The 20,516-nt window shown below is 44.5% G+C and carries 17 protein-coding genes; 5 read left to right on the top strand and 12 right to left on the bottom strand.

All coding sequences use genetic code 11. The features are described from left to right. Nucleotides 1-302 precede the first annotated feature (302 nt). Nucleotides 303-566: a hypothetical protein gene (locus MLD56_RS10510; RefSeq protein ID WP_029517073.1), complete on the top strand. Its 264-nt coding sequence runs from the start codon at nt 303-305 to the stop codon at nt 564-566. A gap of 150 nt (nt 567-716) precedes the next feature. Here the strand turns inward: MLD56_RS10510 and MLD56_RS10505 are convergent, their stop codons facing one another. Together MLD56_RS10505 and MLD56_RS10500 are read right to left on the bottom strand one after the other, a co-directional pair. After that, on the bottom strand, nt 717-1,787 hold the full coding sequence (locus MLD56_RS10505) for a hypothetical protein (RefSeq protein ID WP_029517072.1): 1,071 nt from the start codon (nt 1,785-1,787) through the stop codon (nt 717-719). Then, nucleotides 1,777-2,352: a sigma-70 family RNA polymerase sigma factor gene (locus MLD56_RS10500; protein ID WP_029517071.1), complete on the bottom strand. Its 576-nt coding sequence runs from the start codon at nt 2,350-2,352 to the stop codon at nt 1,777-1,779. Before MLD56_RS10500 ends, MLD56_RS10505 begins: the two co-directional genes overlap by 11 nt. 610 nt (nt 2,353-2,962) lie before the next feature. Here MLD56_RS10500 and MLD56_RS10495 point away from each other — a divergent pair. Next, nucleotides 2,963-4,090, top strand: a complete 1,128-nt coding sequence (locus tag MLD56_RS10495) for a helix-turn-helix domain-containing protein (RefSeq protein ID WP_239645187.1) — start codon at nt 2,963-2,965, stop codon at nt 4,088-4,090. Beyond that, nucleotides 4,035-4,172, top strand: coding sequence for a helix-turn-helix domain-containing protein (locus MLD56_RS10490; protein WP_239645186.1), 138 nt, complete (start codon nt 4,035-4,037; stop codon nt 4,170-4,172). The genes MLD56_RS10495 and MLD56_RS10490 overlap by 56 nt, the downstream gene beginning before the upstream one ends. Nucleotides 4,173-4,308: 136 nt before the next feature. On the opposite strand, the gene MLD56_RS10485 is transcribed toward MLD56_RS10490, so the two are convergent. After that, on the bottom strand, nt 4,309-5,079 hold the full coding sequence (locus MLD56_RS10485) for an SDR family NAD(P)-dependent oxidoreductase (RefSeq protein WP_029517070.1): 771 nt from the start codon (nt 5,077-5,079) through the stop codon (nt 4,309-4,311). Nucleotides 5,080-5,896: 817 nt separating this feature from the next. Here MLD56_RS10485 and MLD56_RS10480 point away from each other — a divergent pair. Next, the gene (locus tag MLD56_RS10480; protein WP_029517069.1) at nt 5,897-6,871 is read left to right on the top strand and encodes a stalk domain-containing protein; all 975 of its coding nucleotides are present in this window, start codon (nt 5,897-5,899) and stop codon (nt 6,869-6,871) included. A 698-nt stretch (nt 6,872-7,569) separates the two neighbouring features. Here MLD56_RS10480 and MLD56_RS10475 read toward each other — a convergent pair. Further along, a complete protein-coding gene (locus MLD56_RS10475; RefSeq protein ID WP_241113514.1) occupies nt 7,570-7,824 on the bottom strand; it encodes a MerR family DNA-binding protein in 255 nt (84 codons plus the stop codon). Nucleotides 7,825-8,160: 336 nt separating this feature from the next. On the opposite strand from MLD56_RS10475, the gene MLD56_RS10470 reads away from it, so the two are divergent. After that, nucleotides 8,161-8,997, top strand: a complete 837-nt coding sequence (locus MLD56_RS10470; protein WP_029517067.1) for a copper amine oxidase N-terminal domain-containing protein — start codon at nt 8,161-8,163, stop codon at nt 8,995-8,997. Between the two features lie 553 nt (nt 8,998-9,550). Here MLD56_RS10470 and MLD56_RS10465 read toward each other — a convergent pair. The 8 genes from MLD56_RS10465 to essC form a co-directional block, all read right to left on the bottom strand. Then, nucleotides 9,551-10,360, bottom strand: coding sequence for an SDR family oxidoreductase (locus MLD56_RS10465; RefSeq protein ID WP_023988269.1), 810 nt, complete (start codon nt 10,358-10,360; stop codon nt 9,551-9,553). Nucleotides 10,361-10,625: 265 nt separating this feature from the next. Continuing rightward, nucleotides 10,626-11,462: a hypothetical protein gene (locus MLD56_RS10460; RefSeq protein ID WP_029517066.1), complete on the bottom strand. Its 837-nt coding sequence runs from the start codon at nt 11,460-11,462 to the stop codon at nt 10,626-10,628. A gap of 12 nt (nt 11,463-11,474) precedes the next feature. Then, nucleotides 11,475-12,227, bottom strand: a complete 753-nt coding sequence (locus tag MLD56_RS10455; protein WP_013309992.1) for a vWA domain-containing protein — start codon at nt 12,225-12,227, stop codon at nt 11,475-11,477. A gap of 84 nt (nt 12,228-12,311) precedes the next feature. Continuing rightward, complete coding sequence (locus MLD56_RS10450) at nt 12,312-14,357, bottom strand: serine/threonine-protein kinase (RefSeq protein WP_029517065.1); 2,046 nt, start codon at nt 14,355-14,357, stop codon at nt 12,312-12,314. Between the two features lie 201 nt (nt 14,358-14,558). Beyond that, on the bottom strand, nt 14,559-14,834 hold the full coding sequence (locus MLD56_RS10445) for a WXG100 family type VII secretion target (RefSeq protein ID WP_013309990.1): 276 nt from the start codon (nt 14,832-14,834) through the stop codon (nt 14,559-14,561). Between the two features lie 248 nt (nt 14,835-15,082). Beyond that, nucleotides 15,083-15,619, bottom strand: coding sequence for a WXG100 family type VII secretion target (locus MLD56_RS10440; RefSeq protein ID WP_029517064.1), 537 nt, complete (start codon nt 15,617-15,619; stop codon nt 15,083-15,085). Nucleotides 15,620-15,624: 5 nt separating this feature from the next. Next, entirely contained in the window at nt 15,625-16,467 is an 843-nt protein-coding gene (locus MLD56_RS10435; RefSeq protein ID WP_029517063.1) for a hypothetical protein, read from the bottom strand. A 16-nt stretch (nt 16,468-16,483) separates the two neighbouring features. Then, nucleotides 16,484-20,479: a type VII secretion protein EssC gene (gene essC / locus MLD56_RS10430; protein ID WP_029517062.1), complete on the bottom strand. Its 3,996-nt coding sequence runs from the start codon at nt 20,477-20,479 to the stop codon at nt 16,484-16,486. Nucleotides 20,480-20,516: the final 37 nt, after the last annotated feature.

Below are 20,516 nucleotides of genomic sequence, written 5' to 3'. Positions count from 1 at the left end.
TAATTCCCTCCATCCTTTAATTTTTATTCTATTGATGTATAATCTTTGTATGCAAATAGTTACTAATCTTTTTTTGTAATTTACAACTATTTTTTTATATTTTTTGGAATATCCATGTTAATTATACAGGTAACTTGATATTTTTTCCAACATACTCAATTAATCAATAGCGAATATACCGGAATTGAATATATAGCACTTGTTTTTGTTAAATGCGCAATTTAGGAAGATTCACCTTCCCCATGACAACTTGATTTTTCAACAATTATAATCTCGTATATTTTTTTCAGGGAGGAATTTACATGGGCTTTTTGATCTTCGTACCACAGCCTTCAGTGTCGAATAGCCTTCCGTGGAACAATGCAAAAAAGCAAAGATTTGGCCAACTGGCTGATCCCCGCTTTTCTATGTCCATTTCCGAAAAACGGCCTTATTCGGGCTTATCCTTCGGCGGCTCATGGACATTTACTTCTCCAAAAGCTTCAGCACGTTGTCCCAATCACTCGGCAGTCGGATTTTTGCCTATTCTGCCGGCATTTCTTCGTCTTCAAATTGACTCAAAATGAACTTTCCCTTCTGTATGAATGATGACCATAAACAACCAACCCATGCCCTATTTTTTGACTGTAAAGAAGCCATTATTGCATTTCGAATACAATGTAAGAATATCTAAAAAATAAAATACAGGCGCCATTTCTGGCGCCTGTATTGTCTTCCTACCAAGGCGTTTCCGTTTTGTGTTCAATCACTTTCAATACTTTGGGTTCCAGAATCCGTTTCAATAGTTCCAGCGTACGATCGTCATCAGTAGCTCCACCATGCGGATCGGCTTGGATTTGTTTTTTTGCCTGCGTACTTGCGATTACGTCCATGACTTGTTGTTTGGAAATCTTTTTAGATGCTGCGATCTCGACGACAGATGCCCCCTTTGCCAATTCTTGTTTCAAGTCTGCTGGACTCATGTGAAGTAAAGAAAAGAGCTCTTCATCGTTTAAAAAGGCATCTGCAGTATAGTCAGGCTTGCCGTTAGTCATGAAAAAGCCTTCCACGGATGGAGCAGGGCCGCCTCCGATCAGAGAAATGCTGATCGTATTCCCTTGAACGAATGCCTGATAAAAAGGCGTTGTTGATCCCTTTTCGGTGTAGTTCAATATAAATGTTTTTTGGTCCGGGTTCTGCATCGGCTCCATGTTACATTCGTACTTACTGGAGCTGCCGTACAGTTTGTTAATGAGGTCATCTACTTTCGATTTGATTTCTTGATCGGTTAAGGAGATGACCGGCTTCTCCTGGGGCTCCCAATTCTCTTGGTTCACTTGTTCGATTTCACCCGTGATACCGTTCAAATCAAGTCGGACCTTTTTGCCGTGAGCTCCCTTTTCCTGCAGCACGATGCTTGTTTGAATGGCTTTCCCCTGACTTGTATTCGCGGGGTCTCCTCCAATCTGGCTGGCGTCGATAATTTCAAACGACTTGGTTTCCGGATAAGAGCGATACAACTTTTCAAGCGCTGCTTGGCCAACCGCATCCATCTTGACTTGTTGGGCTGTCATCGGTGTCCTCGTAATCATTTCAATCAGGGGAGGGGCCGCGAATGCCGCGGTTGGAATCATAATTACTGCAGCAACAATGCCGCCGATCAATCGTTTTTTCATCGTTTTTTTGCTCCTTTGCCGTTGTACGTATTGAGAATAAGATTGTTCGATTCGTTTGGAAACAGCCGGGGGACATTCCATGGTCTCTGCCTCTTGGTGCAGGTACTCGCTGATTTGACTTTCAATAGGCATTGTTCTTTTCCATCCTTTCCAACGGGAGATTTCCCAATTGTTTTCGAAGCGACTGCAGGCCGGCATGATATCTGGACTTGACTGTACCCAGCGGAATATCGAGTAATGTCACAATCTCCTCCAGCGTATAGTCGTGATAAAAGCGGAGGATGATCACCGTCCGCTGTTTATCGGTCAGCTTGTGCATGGCCCTCGATATCTCGGGGTCTGTCCTATCCGTCCTCAACGTGGGCTGATCCCAATGATACTCTTCCCGAGAAAAGACACGGATGCGTTCGAAAATTCGGAATCTCCTCCAGCTTTTCACCCGGAATCTTTGCACTTGTCGGATGACCAAGCCGTGCAACCAGAAGTGGAAAGGACGATTCGGATCGTAGTTGGGAAGCGAGGTCCACATTTGCATGTAGATCTCATTCATAATATCTTCGCGATCCTGCGGATGATCCACCAGAAAAGAGACGGTCCGGTAGACATCCTTATAGGTGGCATCATACAACGTATGAAACGCCTGCTGATCTCCTTCTATCATTTTTGTGAGCACGTGGTACATAGATTCACTTTGCATTCAGAGGGCCCTCCTGAGTAAGCAGCTTACACACTATATTGTCGCTCGATGGAAAAAAGGTTCGGTTTTTTATGTTTTCGGTTGGGAGCCTATGGATTGTGGGAAGGCGAGCAGCGGCATGAAAGCGTGGAAGACATGTTGTTCTTCCGTCAGACTGCACGGTGAGCTCAAGGAATTAGGCCTTTGCAGGAGCTATCTGATCAAACCCAATAAAGATGAGTTCTGAACAATAAAGTTGAGTTCTAACTGAAAAAAATACAATAAAGTTGTGTTCTCAAAATTAAAGAGACCCGACGATAGGTTACATCATAAGAACTCTTTTAGAACAATAAAGGTAATTGGTAATTAATTCAAAACTCAATATTATTGTATATGCTCGAATGAAAATGATGATTTTGTGAGACCAAGAACTCTACTTTATTGTCCGTAGAGGGTTACAGAAGAAAACACCAATTTTTTTACTCTAGGATCTCCAAAAGAAAAAGTGATCGATGTTATGGGTACTTCCACGTCAATCATAGAAACTCATGGTCTATAGCAATAATGAGGTTATACTATAAATCTTAGTTATTGACAGACAGGTTACTTAATCAATTTAGGAGTGGCAATAATGGTGAAACAAAACTTAGAATATATCTCTCAATTGATCTATGACACATATAATATTCCTATTTTTATTTTCAAGAATAAAAGTCATCGTATTACTAGAAGTGGAAAACAGCTAAGACATCCTCTTTTTGATTCAATAGAAACATTTATAAACAGGCTCATTCAACCTGGCGATCAACAAAACGTTCCTTTGATTAGAATAACAAACTATCTAGAAACGCTCATTGTATTTCATTCATCTTCCACAGAAACGATAATAATCGGACCTTTCACTTCCTTTGAGGTTACCGAGAACACCGTAAATGGTATTATGCATGATCATCAAATATCCTCTAGTTATCAGCAAGAGTTATGCCATTATTACAGTCAATTAGAGCTGTTAAACCAAAAACAAATTGTATCGCTTTGTTCACTCACGTATTTTTTAATCTACCAAGAGCCTATGGATGAAGAAATAGTGAGATCTCAATTAATGAATTTTGACGAAATTGAACCCACTCATATTGAACAAGCAATACGGCATCTTCGTCTGGAAACGTCTTTTCATTTAGACCATAAAACTGAGCAGAAAATATGGCAATATGTGAAAGAAGGAAAGAAGGAAAAGCTGTTACAGCATTTAGAATCAATTGAAATGGAGGGATTGAGTCAACTTTCGAAAAAAAGCCACCTTCGTAACATTAAAAATCAAATCATCATTTATATTGCACTTGCGACGAGGGCAGCTATTGAAGGCGGTCTTTATCCTGAAATTGCCTATACAATGAGCGATATTAGCATTCAAAAAGTTGAAGAAACATTTGACCTACAAAAAGTTTTATTAATTGGTGATAACTTATTATTTTCATTAGTTGACCGTATGAATGAAAATAGGGAAAGTGCACATTCTAAGGCTGTGAATACTTGTAAAAACTATATATTCAATCATATATTTGAACAAATTTCGATAAAGGATTTAGCAGATCTCGTCCATTTAAATCCAGTTTATTTATCGCAGCTCTTTAAAAAAGAAACAAACAAACCTATTGGAAAATATATCCAAGGAGAAAAAAATAAAAGAGGCACAAAAATTATTGATCCAAACGGACTATTCTGTAGCCGACATTTGTATGTTGCTTCATTTCAATAACCAAAGCCACTTTTCAAGCCTATTTAAAAAATTTACGGGTGTAACACCAAATCAGTACCGAAAAAATACACTCAATCATTAATTGATTGTTCACGAAAAAAACTGCTAATCCATTGCAGATTAGCAGTTTTTTCTTATTAGATGCGTCTATCTCTCCATTAACCTATACCTATTAATAGCATAGATCGCAATATGCACCATCTATTTTATTTAAGGTATTAAGCGTTAATAATGACACCGCCATCTACATTGATTGTTTGTCCCGTAATGTGTCTAGAGTCTTCACTCGCTAAAAACAGTACGACAGGTGCAATATCCTCGTAAGGCGTGCCAAATCTTCTTATAGCAGTTTGTGAGAAACCTAAATAAAGTGGATCTCGTTGACCTTCAGGCATTTGGTCTAAATATGCTTGAATCGCATCTGTAATGGCACCTGGGTTTACGACATTTACATTAATATTGTCAGGTCCCCATTCACGCGCAGCTACTCTCGAAAGACCACGAATTGCTTCTTTAATCGCTGCATATGCTGCATAGCCTTCTTGTCCTTCATTCCCACTTCCAGAGCCAAAGTTAATGATTTTACCACTATTTTCTTTCAGGTATGGATAGCAAAGTTTCATAAAGTCCCATGTTGTAACAAGCCCCGTCTGGTAGCTTCGTTCTAGAGTCTCCCGCGTATGATCTAAGAACGAATGAGGTGGCTCAATCGCCATCGCTAAATTTACTAAAATATCTACAGTTTGATATTGTGCAACCGTATCCGAAATAAATGCTGTTGACTCTTTAAGATCAGTAGCATCAAATGCTTTTGCAAATACATCTGCACCTTTGCTTTTACATAATTCAGTAGTTTCGTTAAGCCCTTCTGCATTGATATCACATAATCCCAGTTTAGCACCTTCTTCTGCAAAACGAAGTGCAATATATTTACCTAATCCGCCACTTGCTCCAGTAATAACAGCAACTTTTCCAACTATTTTGTTCATAATGTCTTCTCCTTCTTTGCTAACAATTGCTTTAGAATCGATGAAGTAGCCTGTTAGTCAATAACAAAGATTTGTAGTACGGTTTCATTTTAAGCAAATTTTTTAGTGTAAAATATGCATTTTTAAAGATTTTTATAAGGATTTATAGGATGTTTACTTTTTGTTATTTCAAAATATTTAATTTATTTTATCAGGGTTACGTAAGACAATTGAAAGTGCAATTCGTAATGGAAAAGTAAAATCCAGTTTGGAAACAATCAATAATACTCCTGTTTTTAAAATCTTATTTTTGTGCTTAACGATGTAAATGCAATACCTAGAGTCATCCCTTATACCACAATCGGGCGCATTTGTGGAGTAACGCAGGATGAGTACTATTTTTTCTAATGAATAAATTTCAAATTATGGAATTCAGTACACAACTTTATTGTATGTACACACTATCAGCACCAAATATTAAGTTGGCTATAATTTTGTATATAAATCTGTTTGAGTGTAATGGACATGGCCGCAACCAATTTTAGAACTGAAAAATTACTAAAGGAGCTGGAGGCTCTTTTCCAAAATTGATTGAGTCACTTGCAGAGTAAATGGGATCAGAACACCAGACCACTTCAACCTTGAAGTGGTCTTTTTTATATAGAGAATAAGCTCTACAGGAATGTTTAGCGCAACAAGGCAGCTGATCCATGAGTCTGTGGTCAGCCAATCTATGGATGGAAACTTTTTCAAGTTCACCCGCGTCTAACATACGAATAAAGATTGCTGGTATGCATTCGGAAAGAACGCTGCCGTCATGAGAACAGGAGTGGATACTATGAAAAAGCTTCTATGCACATTCGCCGTCATCGGTGCATTATCCGTCGGTACAACCGCGTTCGCCACCGTGGATATTGGCATTACGGTGAGGAGCAAGCCGATCGCGACCGACAGTCCGCCCATCTACGATCAGGGACGGGTGCTCGTGCCGATTCGAGCTGTCTCCGAAGCACTGGGCGCCGCCGTCGATTGGGATGCGAAAACGGACACCGTGGTCGTCCGAAAATGGTCGCAGACGATTAAGCTGACCGTCGGGAAGAAGACGGCCGCGACCGAGACGTTTGGGAATAACTCGTCCTCGTCGGGTCCGATTTCGCTCGACGTGCCAGCGAAGGCCGTCCATAATCGCGTCTACGTGCCTCTGCGCTTCGTCTCCGAGCAGTACGGCTACAAGGTGGAATGGAAAAACAACACTGTCGCCATCGAGTCGCCACTCTCCGATAAGCAGCGGGACGCGCTCTATACCGGCGATCTGGCCGCAAGCAGGAATCTGGTCATGGAAGCGATGTTCTCTGGAACCCATTATGAGCATACGCCACTGCGGACGCTCCACGAATCCGAGGATTACAGCACCGCCTTCCTCTTTCCCGAAGGAGAGGCACTCCGCTTCTTCACCATCGAGGGCAATGAGACGGCGACCTATTACGAATACAAGGACGATTTCCTTGTCGCGACATGGCAGGCCCATTTTGACGGAAGCATTGGAGATAGCTTTCAACTGCTGCTGGAGGAAAAGCTGAAGGACCGTACGGGTCCGACGCCGAAAATCGACAAGCCGCTGGTATTCTATAGCAGAGGCATTGCCGGAGATTCCAGCACCGAGGAAAGCGGCCTGATCGGACTGGACGGGAAGGTCACCCGGATCGGCTTCGAGCATACAGTCGGCGGTTCCGTGACCGACTCGTCTGGAAAGCTAACCGTGACGCAGCCGGACGAGGTGCGCAAGGAGGTCGTTCCCATCCCGCAAAATTAACAGCCTCAACGGATGTTCAAGTCTATTGCTTCTATCAGGAGGCGCCGGTAGGCAAAAAGGGATGGGATAAGATTATAAGTTCTTGTCCTTTTCGGATACCGATACATGTCTTGGGAAAGAACATGTATCACGAAAAAACAAAAATCCGCGAAATCCGCGAACCCGATACGTAATATGTTCTTATCCTCCGACACATCCGTCAGGAGCATCGGAGAATTAACTGAATAGACCAGTGAGTCTTGGCGTTTAACATGATTTTTTCGGATAAAAAATAAGTTGGGGCTACCGTGTGGCGCAGCCTCTTCGAAGTTAAACTAACGTTCTCCGTTAGCTTAGTCTTTTCTCAGGTTTTGAACAGGTTGTCCCCGTACTATGAATTTCTTAACATCTGTAGACTGGAATTGCTTAATAAAGCGGGTATTATCTCGTGAACGCGCACCGGATTTTGATGTTAGTCTTGTCTCTGCTCAATGCTCAAAAGGTCGACAATAGACTTGACATAGGAACGGGCGAGTCCACTTGTCGTCGAGATGTGAACAACGCCTGTTCCAAGCTTCTCTAATAAGCCTTCGTTCATGACGACGCTTTCGACAGATGCATCATCCCATAAAATGGTTGCAACAATTCACCCGCTCATTACTGTCTCAACCGGCCGGGACGCCAGCTGTGCGCCCTGAGCAACTAGGAAAAAATTAATGCTACTCTCTTTCCTCGAACCAGCGCTCGAAGCGTTCGATATTGGCCTGTAAATCAGCGCGGAATTGCGGTAACCCACCGATCTTCTGGTCAGCCTCTGCGAGATGCTGCCGCAGGATAGAGAGGACTTTCTGCTTAGGTTGTACTCCACTAGGGTCAATGAAATAGAGATCAATAACGTCCCTTATTTCTTCCAGGCTGGCGGTTGATGTTGGTTTGCAGCATAGTACAGAATATAATGACTGGGCTCCTTTCATGCTCATTGAAAGTGTAAAAGAGCCTTATACTTTTAAGCCACGCTTTGAGCCTGATCAAGAAGTACAAATGAAATTTTATGTCCCTTCTGACTACAAGATCGACAAGACTATAACGAGGCTCTTATATCCGGAAAGTTCGTTGGGCTACATCCTATATTGGTACAAATTCAGAAGATAATATCCCTTGGCGAAACAGTCAAACCTATGACTATTGTTCTATGCCACGGAGTAAAGTTGTAGTGGATTATGTACATGGAGGAGAGGAAACAGATAATATATTCTTAGATTGACTTTTGTGAGGGGCTGCTATCCCCTCTCTTTTAAGGAGGATATTTTATGGGAAAGATGTTGTTCAGAATTATGCTTATAGGTGCATTGTTCCTTTGCTTTTCTCAAACCTACACAGGGAAAACGTCAGCTCAGAGTATAGCTCCAAATACTCCATTTTTGAAGATTAACAATTACTATGTTTTGTTCACAGCTCCTAAAGCACCTTATATTGATCAACATAATCGCTATATGGTGCCCTTGAGATCCATTAATGATTTGTTGGGGGGGCAGACTACGTTTAACCCAACTTCTAATACGGCTACAATTAAGTTTGGAACACACAAGGTTGAGTTTAAAATGAACTCCACTGAGATTGTTACCGACTCGAACACGTCCATGATGGATACCGCCCCTGTGCTTTATAAAAATGCGATGTTTGTCCCTTTAGGGGTACTTACTAAGCACTTAGACATACACCAGGAATGGGATCAGCAAAATAAACTGTATTCCCTCTCTGGGAAAGAATTAATGAAGACACCTATGATGGAGAATGTAGAAGATTTGGATCATTTTAGAGAACAAGTGGATAATGAAAATGCATTCCAGTTGTTATCGTACAAATTGACCATGGGAGAAAAAATTCATCTGGCCATTACAGCTAAGAATATGACAGGGAAAAAGATTAGTGAGGGCATTGAAGATTTAAATACCACTTTTATTTTTTCTGACAATAGCACGGCCGGGGAAAATAGAAATCGTAAAAGGCCCAGTATAGATAAGGATGAAATTGTAACTCGCGAAGATGACATAGATTATGTGAAAACAATAGAGAATAATAAAATTATCAAACATGAACTGTCGTATATTCTCTTTAAGGGCAGAACGCTAAAGACTCACAAGTAAAAAAGTACTTTTACTTGTAGAGTGGAATGGGTCAACAGTAAAGCTGATCCTAAAAAGGATCAGCTTTTATTTGACTGATTATTTATGTATTAGAAAGTTTATCAAGAGTATGTCTATATTTTCGACTGCCTTCTTTATTCTGGGGTGTTATCATGACGATCATCATTTTTATTCATATAATCCTCCTCGTGCAAATCTTCGTTTATAAAATAAAAATGCTGACTGTACTGAACCACGACTTGTTCTAAACCAAACCTTTTACCAGCCAACAAATTCGCAATCCACGCACTCATATAGAGTGCGACGACAGCGAAAATGAAGGAATTAATACCCTAATGATATCAATTCCATGCATTTCCGAAAAAAACGATGCCAAAAAAGCTTGAATCGACTATTGACTTCTAACGAAGAAAGCTAATTTAAAACCATTTCGACAAATTTCGAGGTGCGAAGGATCCAGGTTTTTTATGTGAGCTTCACATTCGCACCGTAACCAAGACAATACACTCAGGATACCACAAAACATTTCTCTGTCCCAGACAATGCTCTATTTCTAAAACAATAACGACTCTGCCCCATCAATGACAATTTGTGCGCCAGTAATATGACGCGAATGATCTGAGGCCAAAAATGTTACCAAATCAGCTACCTGCTCGGGTTGACCTGGTCCATCAGCCAACGGTTGTCCTCCTTCGGGAAACTTGACGGGGATGGTAATTTGCTTTAACCCTTCCGACTTCTCCGTGGTTTCATCAATATTCGTCGAAATGGCACCCGGATAGATGACATTGACACGAATACGAAACTTAGCCAGCTCCAGCGCAGCCATTTTAGCAAAACCAGTTTGACCCGCCTTCGATGTGCTGTAGGCTGACATCCCAAAGCTGGTAAAGCGCTGATTTCCATTAATGGAACTGGTAATAATAATGCTGCCGCCACCGTTCTTTTTCAAATGTGGAATTGTATACTTCACCGTCAGGAAGGTACCGTCCAGATTCGTGGACAATGTTTGCCGCCAATCCTCAATGCTCAGATCCTCGATCGGTCCGACGACCCCGTTAATCCCCGCATTAGCAAAAATGATATGCAGACCGCCAAATAATTCAACCGCTTCCAGAACTGCTTTTTCCACACGCACCGGATCGGCAATGTCCACGTCAAATGCCCGCGCTGACCCTTCACGTATAGCATTAATTTCTCTTTCTGTCTCCAAAATACGCTCATTACTTACGTCAAAAAGAGCGACATTCGCTCCTTCTCTAGCCATTTGAATGGCCGTTGCCTTGCCAATGCCAGAACCAGCCCCCGTGATCAGAGCCGTTTTTCCTTCAAAGCGTGCGCCTCCTGCATATGTGTAGCTCATATGTATCGCTCCCTTTCAGTAATCTGTATAATCACAAGATTACCCAAAAGGATATACTTTATAATCACCATTTTTGCGCATTTTTTGCTATTCCTTTGCGATATTTAAGAAAAGTACGAATATTACGCGCATTAGCGCGTCTTTCCTTCTCCTCCTCGTTACATTCTATAAATATCTTAACGAATCGTAATGTTCTATGTATTCATCAAAAAAAGGACGTATACATCCATATCCATGGTTGTATAACGTCCTTTTGCTTATTCATTTACCACTGCAGCTCAATAAATGCAGCATCATCATCAAGTCCCCCGGTATGGGATGCATCCAGCAGTACCTGTATCTGCTCATCAGGGACAGGCTCGCGAATGGGGTCCAAATCGGATAAACCGTCCGTATATACCTGTAATCTCATCGGCATATCTGCGGGAATGCTTCTTTCATACCAATGAGGCTTCCCTCCAATCGGCCCACGACTTGTGGACCAGCGCTCCGCTGTAGAGAAGGTATGATCGAACAGCTCGCTGATTTCTTCGGCATCGTTCCATAGTCGCAAACGTGAATCCCCTTGCCAGGCAAGTCGGAGACGGCCACGGCTGCCACGCTTCGGCAGTTCGATTTTACCGCAAATATACATGGACTGGCTACCTTGACGACGTTTATCTTCCAATACCGAACGCATTAGGCCTGATTCGTGATCCAAAGGCTGCCGATCCAGTTCCTCTGCCGCTGTACCTGCCAAACGTTCAAGGTACACTCTCAATTGATCAGCAGACAGATCTTGTCCCCGTTCCATCCAATCCAGTAAAGAAGAACCCAGATAGCGGGCCGCAAAATCTCCTCGGTAACTGAGCCCGACACCATCACACAAGACAAAACAACAGACGGATTTATGAATACGTACTGCGGCGAAATCCTGTCCGCTTTCTCCCATACTGGCAGATTCGGCAGACCTTCCATAGCCATAACGACACATAAAACGACTGTGATGAGATGATAAAGGCTGATCGCCTGTCTGAGAGCTTATGTAAGCAAATTGCTGAGTCAGCCTTGCATTCATTCCCTTTTTTTTGCTCGCGGGGAGCAGGGACAGCGGTGGATTCATGCTTTTACCTCCTTACCGTACAGGCGTTGCGGCCGACATTTGAAACCCAATGGACACCAGCTCCGCACAGGTTCCGGGCAGCATCATAATGGCTCCTTCACCTAACTGATAATCTGCCTCAAATAGCATTTCCCGATAGCTTTCAGGCAGCACAGAAGACATATCACGCAATTTCACAGCATGTTCATCCTGCAACGGCGTATTATGTGTCAGACCTTTCCAGCGACGGGGGTCCTGAATAGGCGTTTCCAGCAACCTGTCGGATAAAAATATATTTTCCACCAGTACATTACCGTCCGGTACGCTCATGCTCATAATACGCTTCGCAATCGGTTCGGGATCATCACCTGTGGAAACTCCATCTGTCATATGACAGACCAAAGGTGCAGGACAGTCCTGCATCCCTGGTAATTCCGCTTGCAAAATACGCTCAGCTTGCAAGAAGGCCTTTGCTGAATCTGAAAACCGTTTGGGTGTCAAATCGGGCAACGAACCAATGGCCGCGATTTCATCAATTCCCTTGACACCATTCAGCAGGTCATACACATCGTCACTATAAGCCAAAATCGCAATCCGATAGCGCGCTGTCAGCCGATTTCCTTTGGTTGATCGAAAAACCATCTGCCGGATCGCCAACGATATAGCTTCATATACAACGTCAATACGCCGCCGCCCCTCCATCAGCATGTTCATCGACGCGCTGATGTCAATCAGGTAAATGATCAGGGCGGGAGTGCGTTGTGAAGCCTGTATTGTATAATTCATGGTTTGTACATGCTCCCCTCAGTTACCTTCTATCTCCATCTGTTTCGTATCTATCATTCCGCCTATATATAAACATATGAAATATTAAATTTTAGGCAGTCTAAAATTCGTATCTCCTAAAAAATTATAAATAGAGGAGGCCCGATATCCTACTTCACCTACCGAACGATAATAAGAAGGATTACTATCATATAGTGTTCTAAAACGCTTCGCAAAGCTCTTTGCCTTCGCAGCGCTGCCACCTTCCTGAGAGGCATACGCCTTGTTGTACAGGGAAATAAGCTGAAGAACGTTCTCCTTGTTTCGTGCATGCATGGACTCTTTTTGCTTTTGTTCCGCCTCGGCTGCTGCCTTACGAGCTGCCTCTTCCTGGGCGGCACGAGCTTCCTGCTCTTTTTTCAAAGCCAAGTATTTTTCATACTTTGCCTGTTGATCATACGCTTTTTGCTTCGCCAACTTGGCAGCCGCCTGCTTATTTTGTTCCTTTTGAGCGAGATAAGCTTCATATTTAACCTGTTGAGCGATAAGGGCTTGCTGTTTCTTCTGCTCTTCCTGTTGCTTTTGAGCAGCAAGTGCCTGTTGTTTGGTCTGCTGTTCCGCTTCCTGTCGTTGTTTCTCCGTCAGCAATTTTTGAGCCGCTTTCTGCTCGGCTGCCAGCTTTTCCTCGGCCGCCTTTGCAGCCTTCGCTGCCTCTTCCTGCTTGGCTGCCTCGATTTGCCGCTGATTGGACTGATCTGCAAGAATATTCACGGCTGGGATTCCAGCTGCCAATAGAACGACTGCGGCCGCAGTTGTCACGATAAACGCTTTGGAGCGATACCAGGCTTTTGTTTTTTCAGGTTGCTCTGGCGTCATGGGATTCAACTGCTCCTCTAGTCCTGTGATCGCAGCTGACACCTCCACATGCAAAGGACTGCCGTCTTCTACAAAATGATACAACGACCGGTATACTTCCAGCGCTGCAGCAGGTTTGTTTTGCTGCTCCAAATCACGTGCCTGTCGGAACAGCTTGTCCGTTACCCCACGCTCTCCTTGCTCCAGGGCGGCCTGATTTAGCAGTGCAGCCTGTTCAGTCTTGAGCGGTGCAGGCGCTGACAAAGAGGATGCAGCTTCACTGGAAAGGCCACCCACCGCTGCCGATTCTATTGTTTCTGTCGCAGCAGGTTCCGGTTCTATAGCCTCAACTGAAATTTCCTGCTCAGTAACCGCATTAAGTACAACCAGCCATTCGCCAAAAGTAGGGCAACTGCTTAAATCCTGACTATCCCAAGCACGGCTGAACAATTCTACCACCTTGCTGCCCCAACGAGATTCCAGCGATTTTCGTAAAATAAAATAACGTTCGCAAGGCGTCTGCATTTCATGCTGATCAAAATAACTTTCGCCCCACGCTTTGTCGACTACTACACGGTCAGACCAGCCTAACATTTCTCCTATAATGATTGCCCCTGCAAAACGGTCTGCATACGCACTCCACAACCCGCTGTGGACGGTACGATGGGCGGCATACCCTGGCGAACCTGCCAATAGAGCGTCTGGACGATCCATTTTAGTACTATACATTTGTTCCACGTCCACCAATTCCACAGCTGACGTGCCTTCAGGCAGTTCCACTTCAGAAAAAAACGGAAGCATCACATTCGGCGCCGATAAATCGCAGTGCGCCAATCCTTTTTGCTCCATAGCTGAACCGATCCCTGCCAATGCTCTGGCTAAAGCCAGACTATCGGAAGCCTCAAGCTGACGCTGATCTGTGAGACAATCGAACCATGTCATACCGTGAACCCATGGCATCAGTACCGCATACAGCAAATCAGGCTGCTCGGCAATCAGACTTCCGTTTTTTTCTGGAGTGAGCACATCACGCTTGCATACCTGCAAACCGGGAATATCCCCGTATGCTTCCATATGCTCAGATTGATAAACCATAGCCGGGATGCGGAACTTCGGAAAAAACACCTTAAGGGCTTTTGCCTCATGTGGCGCTCCGTTATTGGCATTTAGCTGGTATACAATTCCCTGACGCCCTGCTTGAGCATAGGCTAAACCGGGTGCAGCGGGATGTCGTCCAACCACATAAGCTGTGCCGTTTATGATCAATTCGTCTCCCGGATTCGGTTGAAAAGACATGAAACATCCCTCTCCTTACATCATTCAGTATGCTAGTTTTCCTCACCTTATTATATACATCTATGGATGGCAAGAAAACCGGGTATCCGAAGATCGCCCGGTTTTTCCTGAACATCCTGTGCCAAACCGTGAGGAATGGCTCACATATTGCTTCTTAATAGAGTGGTATATGATAAGTTAATGCCTATCAGGCAAGACAACTTATTTCGTTTGGTCAACCGTGCGGAATTTGTTAGCGATAGCTGTCAATTCTTGACTGATGCTGTTCAAAGTCGTTACGAAAGCTTGCATTTGTTTGCTAGCTTCCTGAAACTCTTGGAAGAAGCGTTGTTTAGTCATACCTTCCCATTGACCTTCCATACCTGAGATGGACTGTGTCAAACTGGAAACGATCTGCTGGCTTTGCTCACCACTTTGTTTAAATTGGTTAGCCACCTGATCAACCTGTTCTGGGGTAATTAAAATGCGTCCTGCCATTTTTTGAGTCCTCCTTGATGATAAATAATGTTTTTGTTTATCTGGTTCAAATTGTACTATGGCTATTTAATTCCCTACAAAAGGCAAAGGACCTAATTGTAACAATCCCACTTTTTAACTATAAAACAGCACCTAACAGTATAATATTAACAAAAAAAACACCTAATAAGTCCCATAAAGCCGGGAATTGTGGAACGAGCTCAAGTAATTTTGCAATCGATCCAGATTGTCCCGGAACGCGATCCCAACTAAGCGACAGGCTGATCTCTTACTGTAGACGGATCAGTAAAATACCAATCCTGCGGACTGCTAGAAGACGCCTGCATCAGAATATCCTGATGCAACGTTTCTACATCCGAAGACTGTACACCAGAAATGGCATGTACGACAGACTGCGGGTTAGAAATCAGGCTGCTTCCTTCCGAAGCTTGCCCAGGCAGAATAGACGGTGATTGCTGATTCGACCAATCGAGCATCGTGACGGGTCGTCCCAATGGTTGGCTGGCAAATGACAGTATCGTTTGATAGTTGTGGTCAACAGACTGAAACTGCTCTGCCTTTCGGTTCAGTTGTGTACCTGATGTATGGAGGTAAGCATGGATCTGTTCTGACATCCGCTTGGCCTGCATCCAATGATTCAAGATCGCCTCGCGTGCAGATACATCCCAATCCAGCGATTGTAACGCCTGCTCCAAACCTGCTGTTAACTGTTGAATTTGCTCCGCCGCATGCTGTAGCTGCCCGCTAAGCCCCCGAAGCACATCCGGTTCAACTCGAATGCGCATATCCATCACCCTTCTTCTGTCACTTCTTCATTCACTGCCGACTGTTTCAACCAATTTAATAATAAATCCACAAACTGATCTCTTGAAGCCATAGCTGCAATCAGCCAGTCCCCGTTACCACTAGAGCTCATCCGAAATATCCAGTTCATTGCAGGACACAGGACAAAGGCTGCCCGTTGTGATTCCCACTCCCTGCCGTTCCAAACCAGCAATTGCAGTTCTCCCTCAGCTACACGGGAACTCAAAGACTGAGCCAGTCTTGCAGACCCCTCTGCATCTCCGCTAGCCTCGGTCAGTTTACTGCTGATCAAAGACACACTTTCCCCTGCCGATTGCTCGTAAATTTTATTAAACGCCTGCTTGGAGAACATTAGTGCGGGGGATTCAGGCACAAGTCGATCTACCCAACCCATTTTATCAATCAATGTCTCGCAAGCCTTTTCCACATTACCCAGATCGTACAATCGATACTCATCGGGTTCATCAGCGGATTTCACGAGTTCCACTACACGCTCGTTCGTGCAATGGAGATAGCCTTCAAATTGCTTACCTCCCCGCACATAGCGTATACGGCAAGCCCTGTTGGATAATCCCGCGATAGCGACTCTTGAAAAAACAGTAGGAGGCATTGCTAGCTCTTTGCCCTTATCTACCCGCTTTAGATAACCCTTTTCCAAAAGAGTAGCTTTTACTTGCTCCCACTCTTCCGCCAACTCCTCTGCTAGATAGCCCTTAAACGGATCTTCCACCCCAAGCAGTCGGTCAGAACCCAATACGCCTGCCAGAAAAAACAGTTCCTTCGCCTTGAGGGTTATTAACTTCTGCTTGGAAGCTTGAAACGTTAACATTATGAGCCACCTCCCTTCAAACTACAACATGCCATCGGTCACGAATTTTCGTTATCCAATCCTCACAGCTCACTTGCTCTGAGAAGGGAATTGCCGCTTTTATCCTGGTAAATTTGCGCCGTACGTAGTACCCCTGCCCAGGTGGCAGGACTTTTAGTCCACCAGTAGCGGCGTTCGCCTCCGAATAAGGGATACGAAAGAACGATAGATCATTCGAATCTAGTGTTCCAAATAGCATACCGCTTTGGCTTGCCTTGACATCATTAAACCAGTCCACACCAAAGGTAGGAAAATCAGATGGCACACCCGAGAGCACGACATGCACATTGCGATCACGTCCCAACCGTACAATGGCGGAGAGCTGATCCTTTATCATAAAATCATTCAGTTGCTTGCTTAACATATCCGCATCATCAATGACCAGGAGCAATTCGGGATCATTCCCCTCCTTGTTCCGTTGTTGAACAATATCATACACTTGCTGTACCAGAGGTCCCATTTCTTCCTCACTTTCAGCAGCAGCCTTAACATGAGGAAGATGTCGTAATCTAGATAGTCCCCCGCCTCCATAGCGTGTATCGATCGTATAGACTTCCAATTGATCGGGTGATGTGTAATAAGCCAGCGATATAATCCAGCTCATTAGAAAGGAGGTTTTTCCACCCTCCATTGGACTACCCACAATAAAATTGGGCCCTTCTTTCAGATTCAGGAGAAAAGGCTCAAGATCGTCACTCTGTAGGCCTACAGGTACTTCGTAAGGTAGTGCGCCCGATGGTCCACTCGTCCGATCCCACTGCTGAAGCAGCTCCGATAGTGGAATCCGCTCAGGTAATGGTAGGATAGCTGGTGCGTGCTTGCCTTTCCATTCCTGCACAATGCCAGCAATATTGCGGCGTAGCCGTGCTGATCGCTCCGCCTCATCTTCTCCTGGTGAAGGCAGTGCCGTCTGGAACTCCAGCGGAGGAACATGCCCTTTAACCAGAGCGCGACCTGGAATTAACGGTCCTGGCGTTTTGGCTGGTCGCCCTACCGCATAGTAATAGTCACTCGGGTCGGACATTTCAAAAGAAACAGCATTCGGTATGTTACTGCGGAATTTCTCAAACACATCGGTAATCCGGTTCGCTGTAATGATAAACGTGATGCCTAGACTACCCCCTTCTCGCAAAAGAGATTCCAGCAGTTCATTTTCATCTGGATAAGCATTACGGAAATTAAGATATCCATCAATAACTACGACAATTTGCGGAATATCCTCGACAGCAGAACGTCGATAAGAGCTTATTGTTTTGACTCCAGCCTCGGAAAGCATTTCCTTGCGTACGGCCACCATCTTGAACAGATAACGGAACAATCGCTTGATCCGGTCATCCTCCTCAGCCATCATAACAGCCCCGATTTGGGGAAGTTCCCCAAAGTCGCGCATCGTTCGACCCATGTCAATGATATAACCGTTCCAATGATTCGCAGCAAATCGCTGAGCCGTGGACATCAGCAACGTATGCAAAAAGGTTGTTTTCCCCATGCCGGGCATGCCATACACAGCCCAATGACCATGATCTAGCGATGCATAAATTGGCTCCTGTCGCTGATTCGGCAAATCATCCACTAGACCAATAAGAGCCTTCAGCTCCAAAGGTGATGATGTACTATCTATTTCGGTGCATGCCGGCAAATTTGTTAAATCCAGCAATTCAGGCAGCGGCGGAAGCCACGGTCCCTGAAGCCGTTCGATCCCTGCCTTAGCAGCCTCATTCGCAATATAATCAATAAATACTTGAAGCTGTTTAGGGGCTTCTTCTCCTTTTAAGCCCGAGCTTGCCCGTTCGCCGCCCGTCAGTAGCGCTTCACGTTTTCCGTTCAGTCTCACTTCATGTACAGGTAGTGCAGAAGAAATATCGCTGTTGCCTATATACGGCGCACCGCTCCAAGCAAACTGCATCTCTTCAAATACTTCGTCACTACCCACTTGGAAATATCCTCGTCCCGGCTTCGTAATCCACGCGGCATTCGGTATTTTCAACATGTCACGGCTATCGCCTTCGCTTTGCACCCGTAAGCAGATGCGGAATCTGGAGTTACTCCAAATCTTGTCATCCACGACACCTGCGGGCTTTTGCGTCGCCAAAATCAAATGGACACCTAGTGTCCGCCCAATCGCAGCAATACTGATTAGCTCGTCCATAAACTCTGGCTGATCCCGCTTTAATTGTGCAAATTCATCAATAATAATAACCAGATGAGGCAGCGGTTGTTCCTGCCGCTGCCGGAGTAGTCTGTAATATTCATCAATATGCTGTAAATTGCCTGCATCGTTCAATATCTTCTGCCGACGAACCAGTTCTGCTTTAAGAGATATTTTGGCACGTTCAATCAAATTATTGTCCAAGTTCGTGATCGTACCCACAACATGCGGCAAGTTAACGAACGTGTTGGACATGCCTCCACCCTTGTAATCGATCAGCATAAAAGCAAGATCATGCGGATGAAACTCGGCAGCAAGCGAGGCTACGATGGACTGGATAACCTCACTCTTTCCTGAACCCGTTGTACCGGCGATCAAGCCATGGGGACCATGCCCTTGACGCTCTATCTTATCATGCAGGTTAATCATAATCTTCTTGCCGCCTGCTCGCACGCCCATTGGCACAGGTAAGGTATCAGGATGGCGGTTACGTCGCCACCGATCTGCCACATCCAGTTCTTCCACACTTGCTACGCTCATCATATCAAACAGAGGCAGCACAGCGGGAATATCAGAAGCAGAGGAACGCTTCAAGCGAATAGGAGCCATGTACCGCGCTAATGCATCGGCTTCCTCTTTTGACAAACGATCCGGTTTAAAACTTTGCTGTTCAACCTCCGCCGACTCTGATTTACGGGCATATACGCCCTGCTCTTTGGAAGCCTCCACAATCAGCTGACACTGCATCGGCAAAGCCTCTTTACGAGAAGCCAGCACAATCGTACACGCATCAATGGTTCGGCCGTCTTCCAATAACAACGGCAGTAACGGTTCTTCCTCAATCAGCTGGGTGTCAGATAAAACAACGACATAACAAGGGACTTCCATCCCTTTGCCTTGACGCTCATTACGATTATTTTTACGGCGGTTCAGTCTGGCAAACAGAAAATCTGCTAATTGATGTGCACTACTACTGCGGTCTGACATCATTCTCTGGATTCGGTCATCATCCCACACATGTGGAAGCCAGCGCATCCAGGTCCATTCACTTTCCTCTCGCTCGTCATAGAAGGAAGCAATTTTCACTTCATCTGGCGAGTGACGAACCGTCACTTGTGCCAAAATGACTCTTAACGCAGCAAGGGTATGTTCCCGATCGCCGACCAATCCAACCACTTTGGATTGAAACAGCGGTAATGCAATGGAAGCAGCGTCTACCAGACGAAATTCTTCTTCCAGTTCATCCGCAGCTCCCAACAAAGGATCTCGGTCATAACCGTCTGGGCGTGGAATTTGCAATTTTATATGAAAGGGAACTTGTCCAGTTCCAATACGCACCTGCAAAAAGTCCTCATCCTCCGGTGATCGTTCCCAAAGTGAACTGTTGCGGTTTTTGACAATTTGAGTGCATATTTGCGGGTCACCGTGAATTTCATATAGTGTGCGAATTTGCTCCTCGCGTTTCATTTCAAGTTCTTCACGATGCTTTTGGAGCTGTTCCCGGTACATGCGGTCCCGTTCCTCTAGCTTGCGCTTGTATTCCTTCTTATTATTTAGATAGACAAAAAAAGGAATCGTATAAGATGTAAGCATCATGACCACAGTGACCATTTGGAACATCAAATAGTTACTGTTGCCCATCTTGCCTGTTTTGCTCATATATACGTAAAAGCCTATAGTCACCAACGTCATCATTAACGGAATAAGTATAGATATAATAGAAAAAGACGGCTTGCTCGGCTCAGCCGGAGGCCGTAAAATCTCCAGCTTCTCCTCTCGGAGCGCCGGCCTTAATCTCGGGGATCGCTGGTATAATGCATTCAAGACAAAAGTCCCCCTTTTCGCTTACTATTTCATTTTA

The organism is Paenibacillus peoriae (assembly GCF_022531965.1).
GTDB lineage: Bacteria > Bacillota > Bacilli > Paenibacillales > Paenibacillaceae > Paenibacillus > Paenibacillus polymyxa_D.
This window is presented reverse-complemented; position numbering and strand designations above follow the sequence as displayed.

What these genes read in the sequence shown, in the direction of transcription:
- MLD56_RS10485 (WP_029517070.1), bottom strand. Translation starts at nt 5,079, where the DNA reads ATGAACAAAATAGTTGGAAAAGTTGCTGTTATTACTGGAGCAAGTGGC.
- MLD56_RS10475 (WP_241113514.1), bottom strand. Translation starts at nt 7,824, where the DNA reads ATGAAAGGAGCCCAGTCATTATATTCTGTACTATGCTGCAAACCAACA.
- MLD56_RS10435 (WP_029517063.1), bottom strand. Translation starts at nt 16,467, where the DNA reads ATGTTAACGTTTCAAGCTTCCAAGCAGAAGTTAATAACCCTCAAGGCG.
- MLD56_RS10465 (WP_023988269.1), bottom strand. Translation starts at nt 10,360, where the DNA reads ATGAGCTACACATATGCAGGAGGCGCACGCTTTGAAGGAAAAACGGCT.
- MLD56_RS10500 (WP_029517071.1), bottom strand. Translation starts at nt 2,352, where the DNA reads ATGCAAAGTGAATCTATGTACCACGTGCTCACAAAAATGATAGAAGGA.
- MLD56_RS10455 (WP_013309992.1), bottom strand. Translation starts at nt 12,227, where the DNA reads ATGAATTATACAATACAGGCTTCACAACGCACTCCCGCCCTGATCATT.
- MLD56_RS10450 (WP_029517065.1), bottom strand. Translation starts at nt 14,357, where the DNA reads ATGTCTTTTCAACCGAATCCGGGAGACGAATTGATCATAAACGGCACA.
- MLD56_RS10495 (WP_239645187.1), top strand. Translation starts at nt 2,963, where the DNA reads ATGGTGAAACAAAACTTAGAATATATCTCTCAATTGATCTATGACACA.
- MLD56_RS10470 (WP_029517067.1), top strand. Translation starts at nt 8,161, where the DNA reads ATGGGAAAGATGTTGTTCAGAATTATGCTTATAGGTGCATTGTTCCTT.
- MLD56_RS10445 (WP_013309990.1), bottom strand. Translation starts at nt 14,834, where the DNA reads ATGGCAGGACGCATTTTAATTACCCCAGAACAGGTTGATCAGGTGGCT.
- MLD56_RS10505 (WP_029517072.1), bottom strand. Translation starts at nt 1,787, where the DNA reads ATGCCTATTGAAAGTCAAATCAGCGAGTACCTGCACCAAGAGGCAGAG.
- MLD56_RS10440 (WP_029517064.1), bottom strand. Translation starts at nt 15,619, where the DNA reads ATGCGCATTCGAGTTGAACCGGATGTGCTTCGGGGGCTTAGCGGGCAG.
- MLD56_RS10460 (WP_029517066.1), bottom strand. Translation starts at nt 11,462, where the DNA reads ATGAATCCACCGCTGTCCCTGCTCCCCGCGAGCAAAAAAAAGGGAATG.
- MLD56_RS10480 (WP_029517069.1), top strand. Translation starts at nt 5,897, where the DNA reads ATGAAAAAGCTTCTATGCACATTCGCCGTCATCGGTGCATTATCCGTC.
- MLD56_RS10510 (WP_029517073.1), top strand. Translation starts at nt 303, where the DNA reads ATGGGCTTTTTGATCTTCGTACCACAGCCTTCAGTGTCGAATAGCCTT.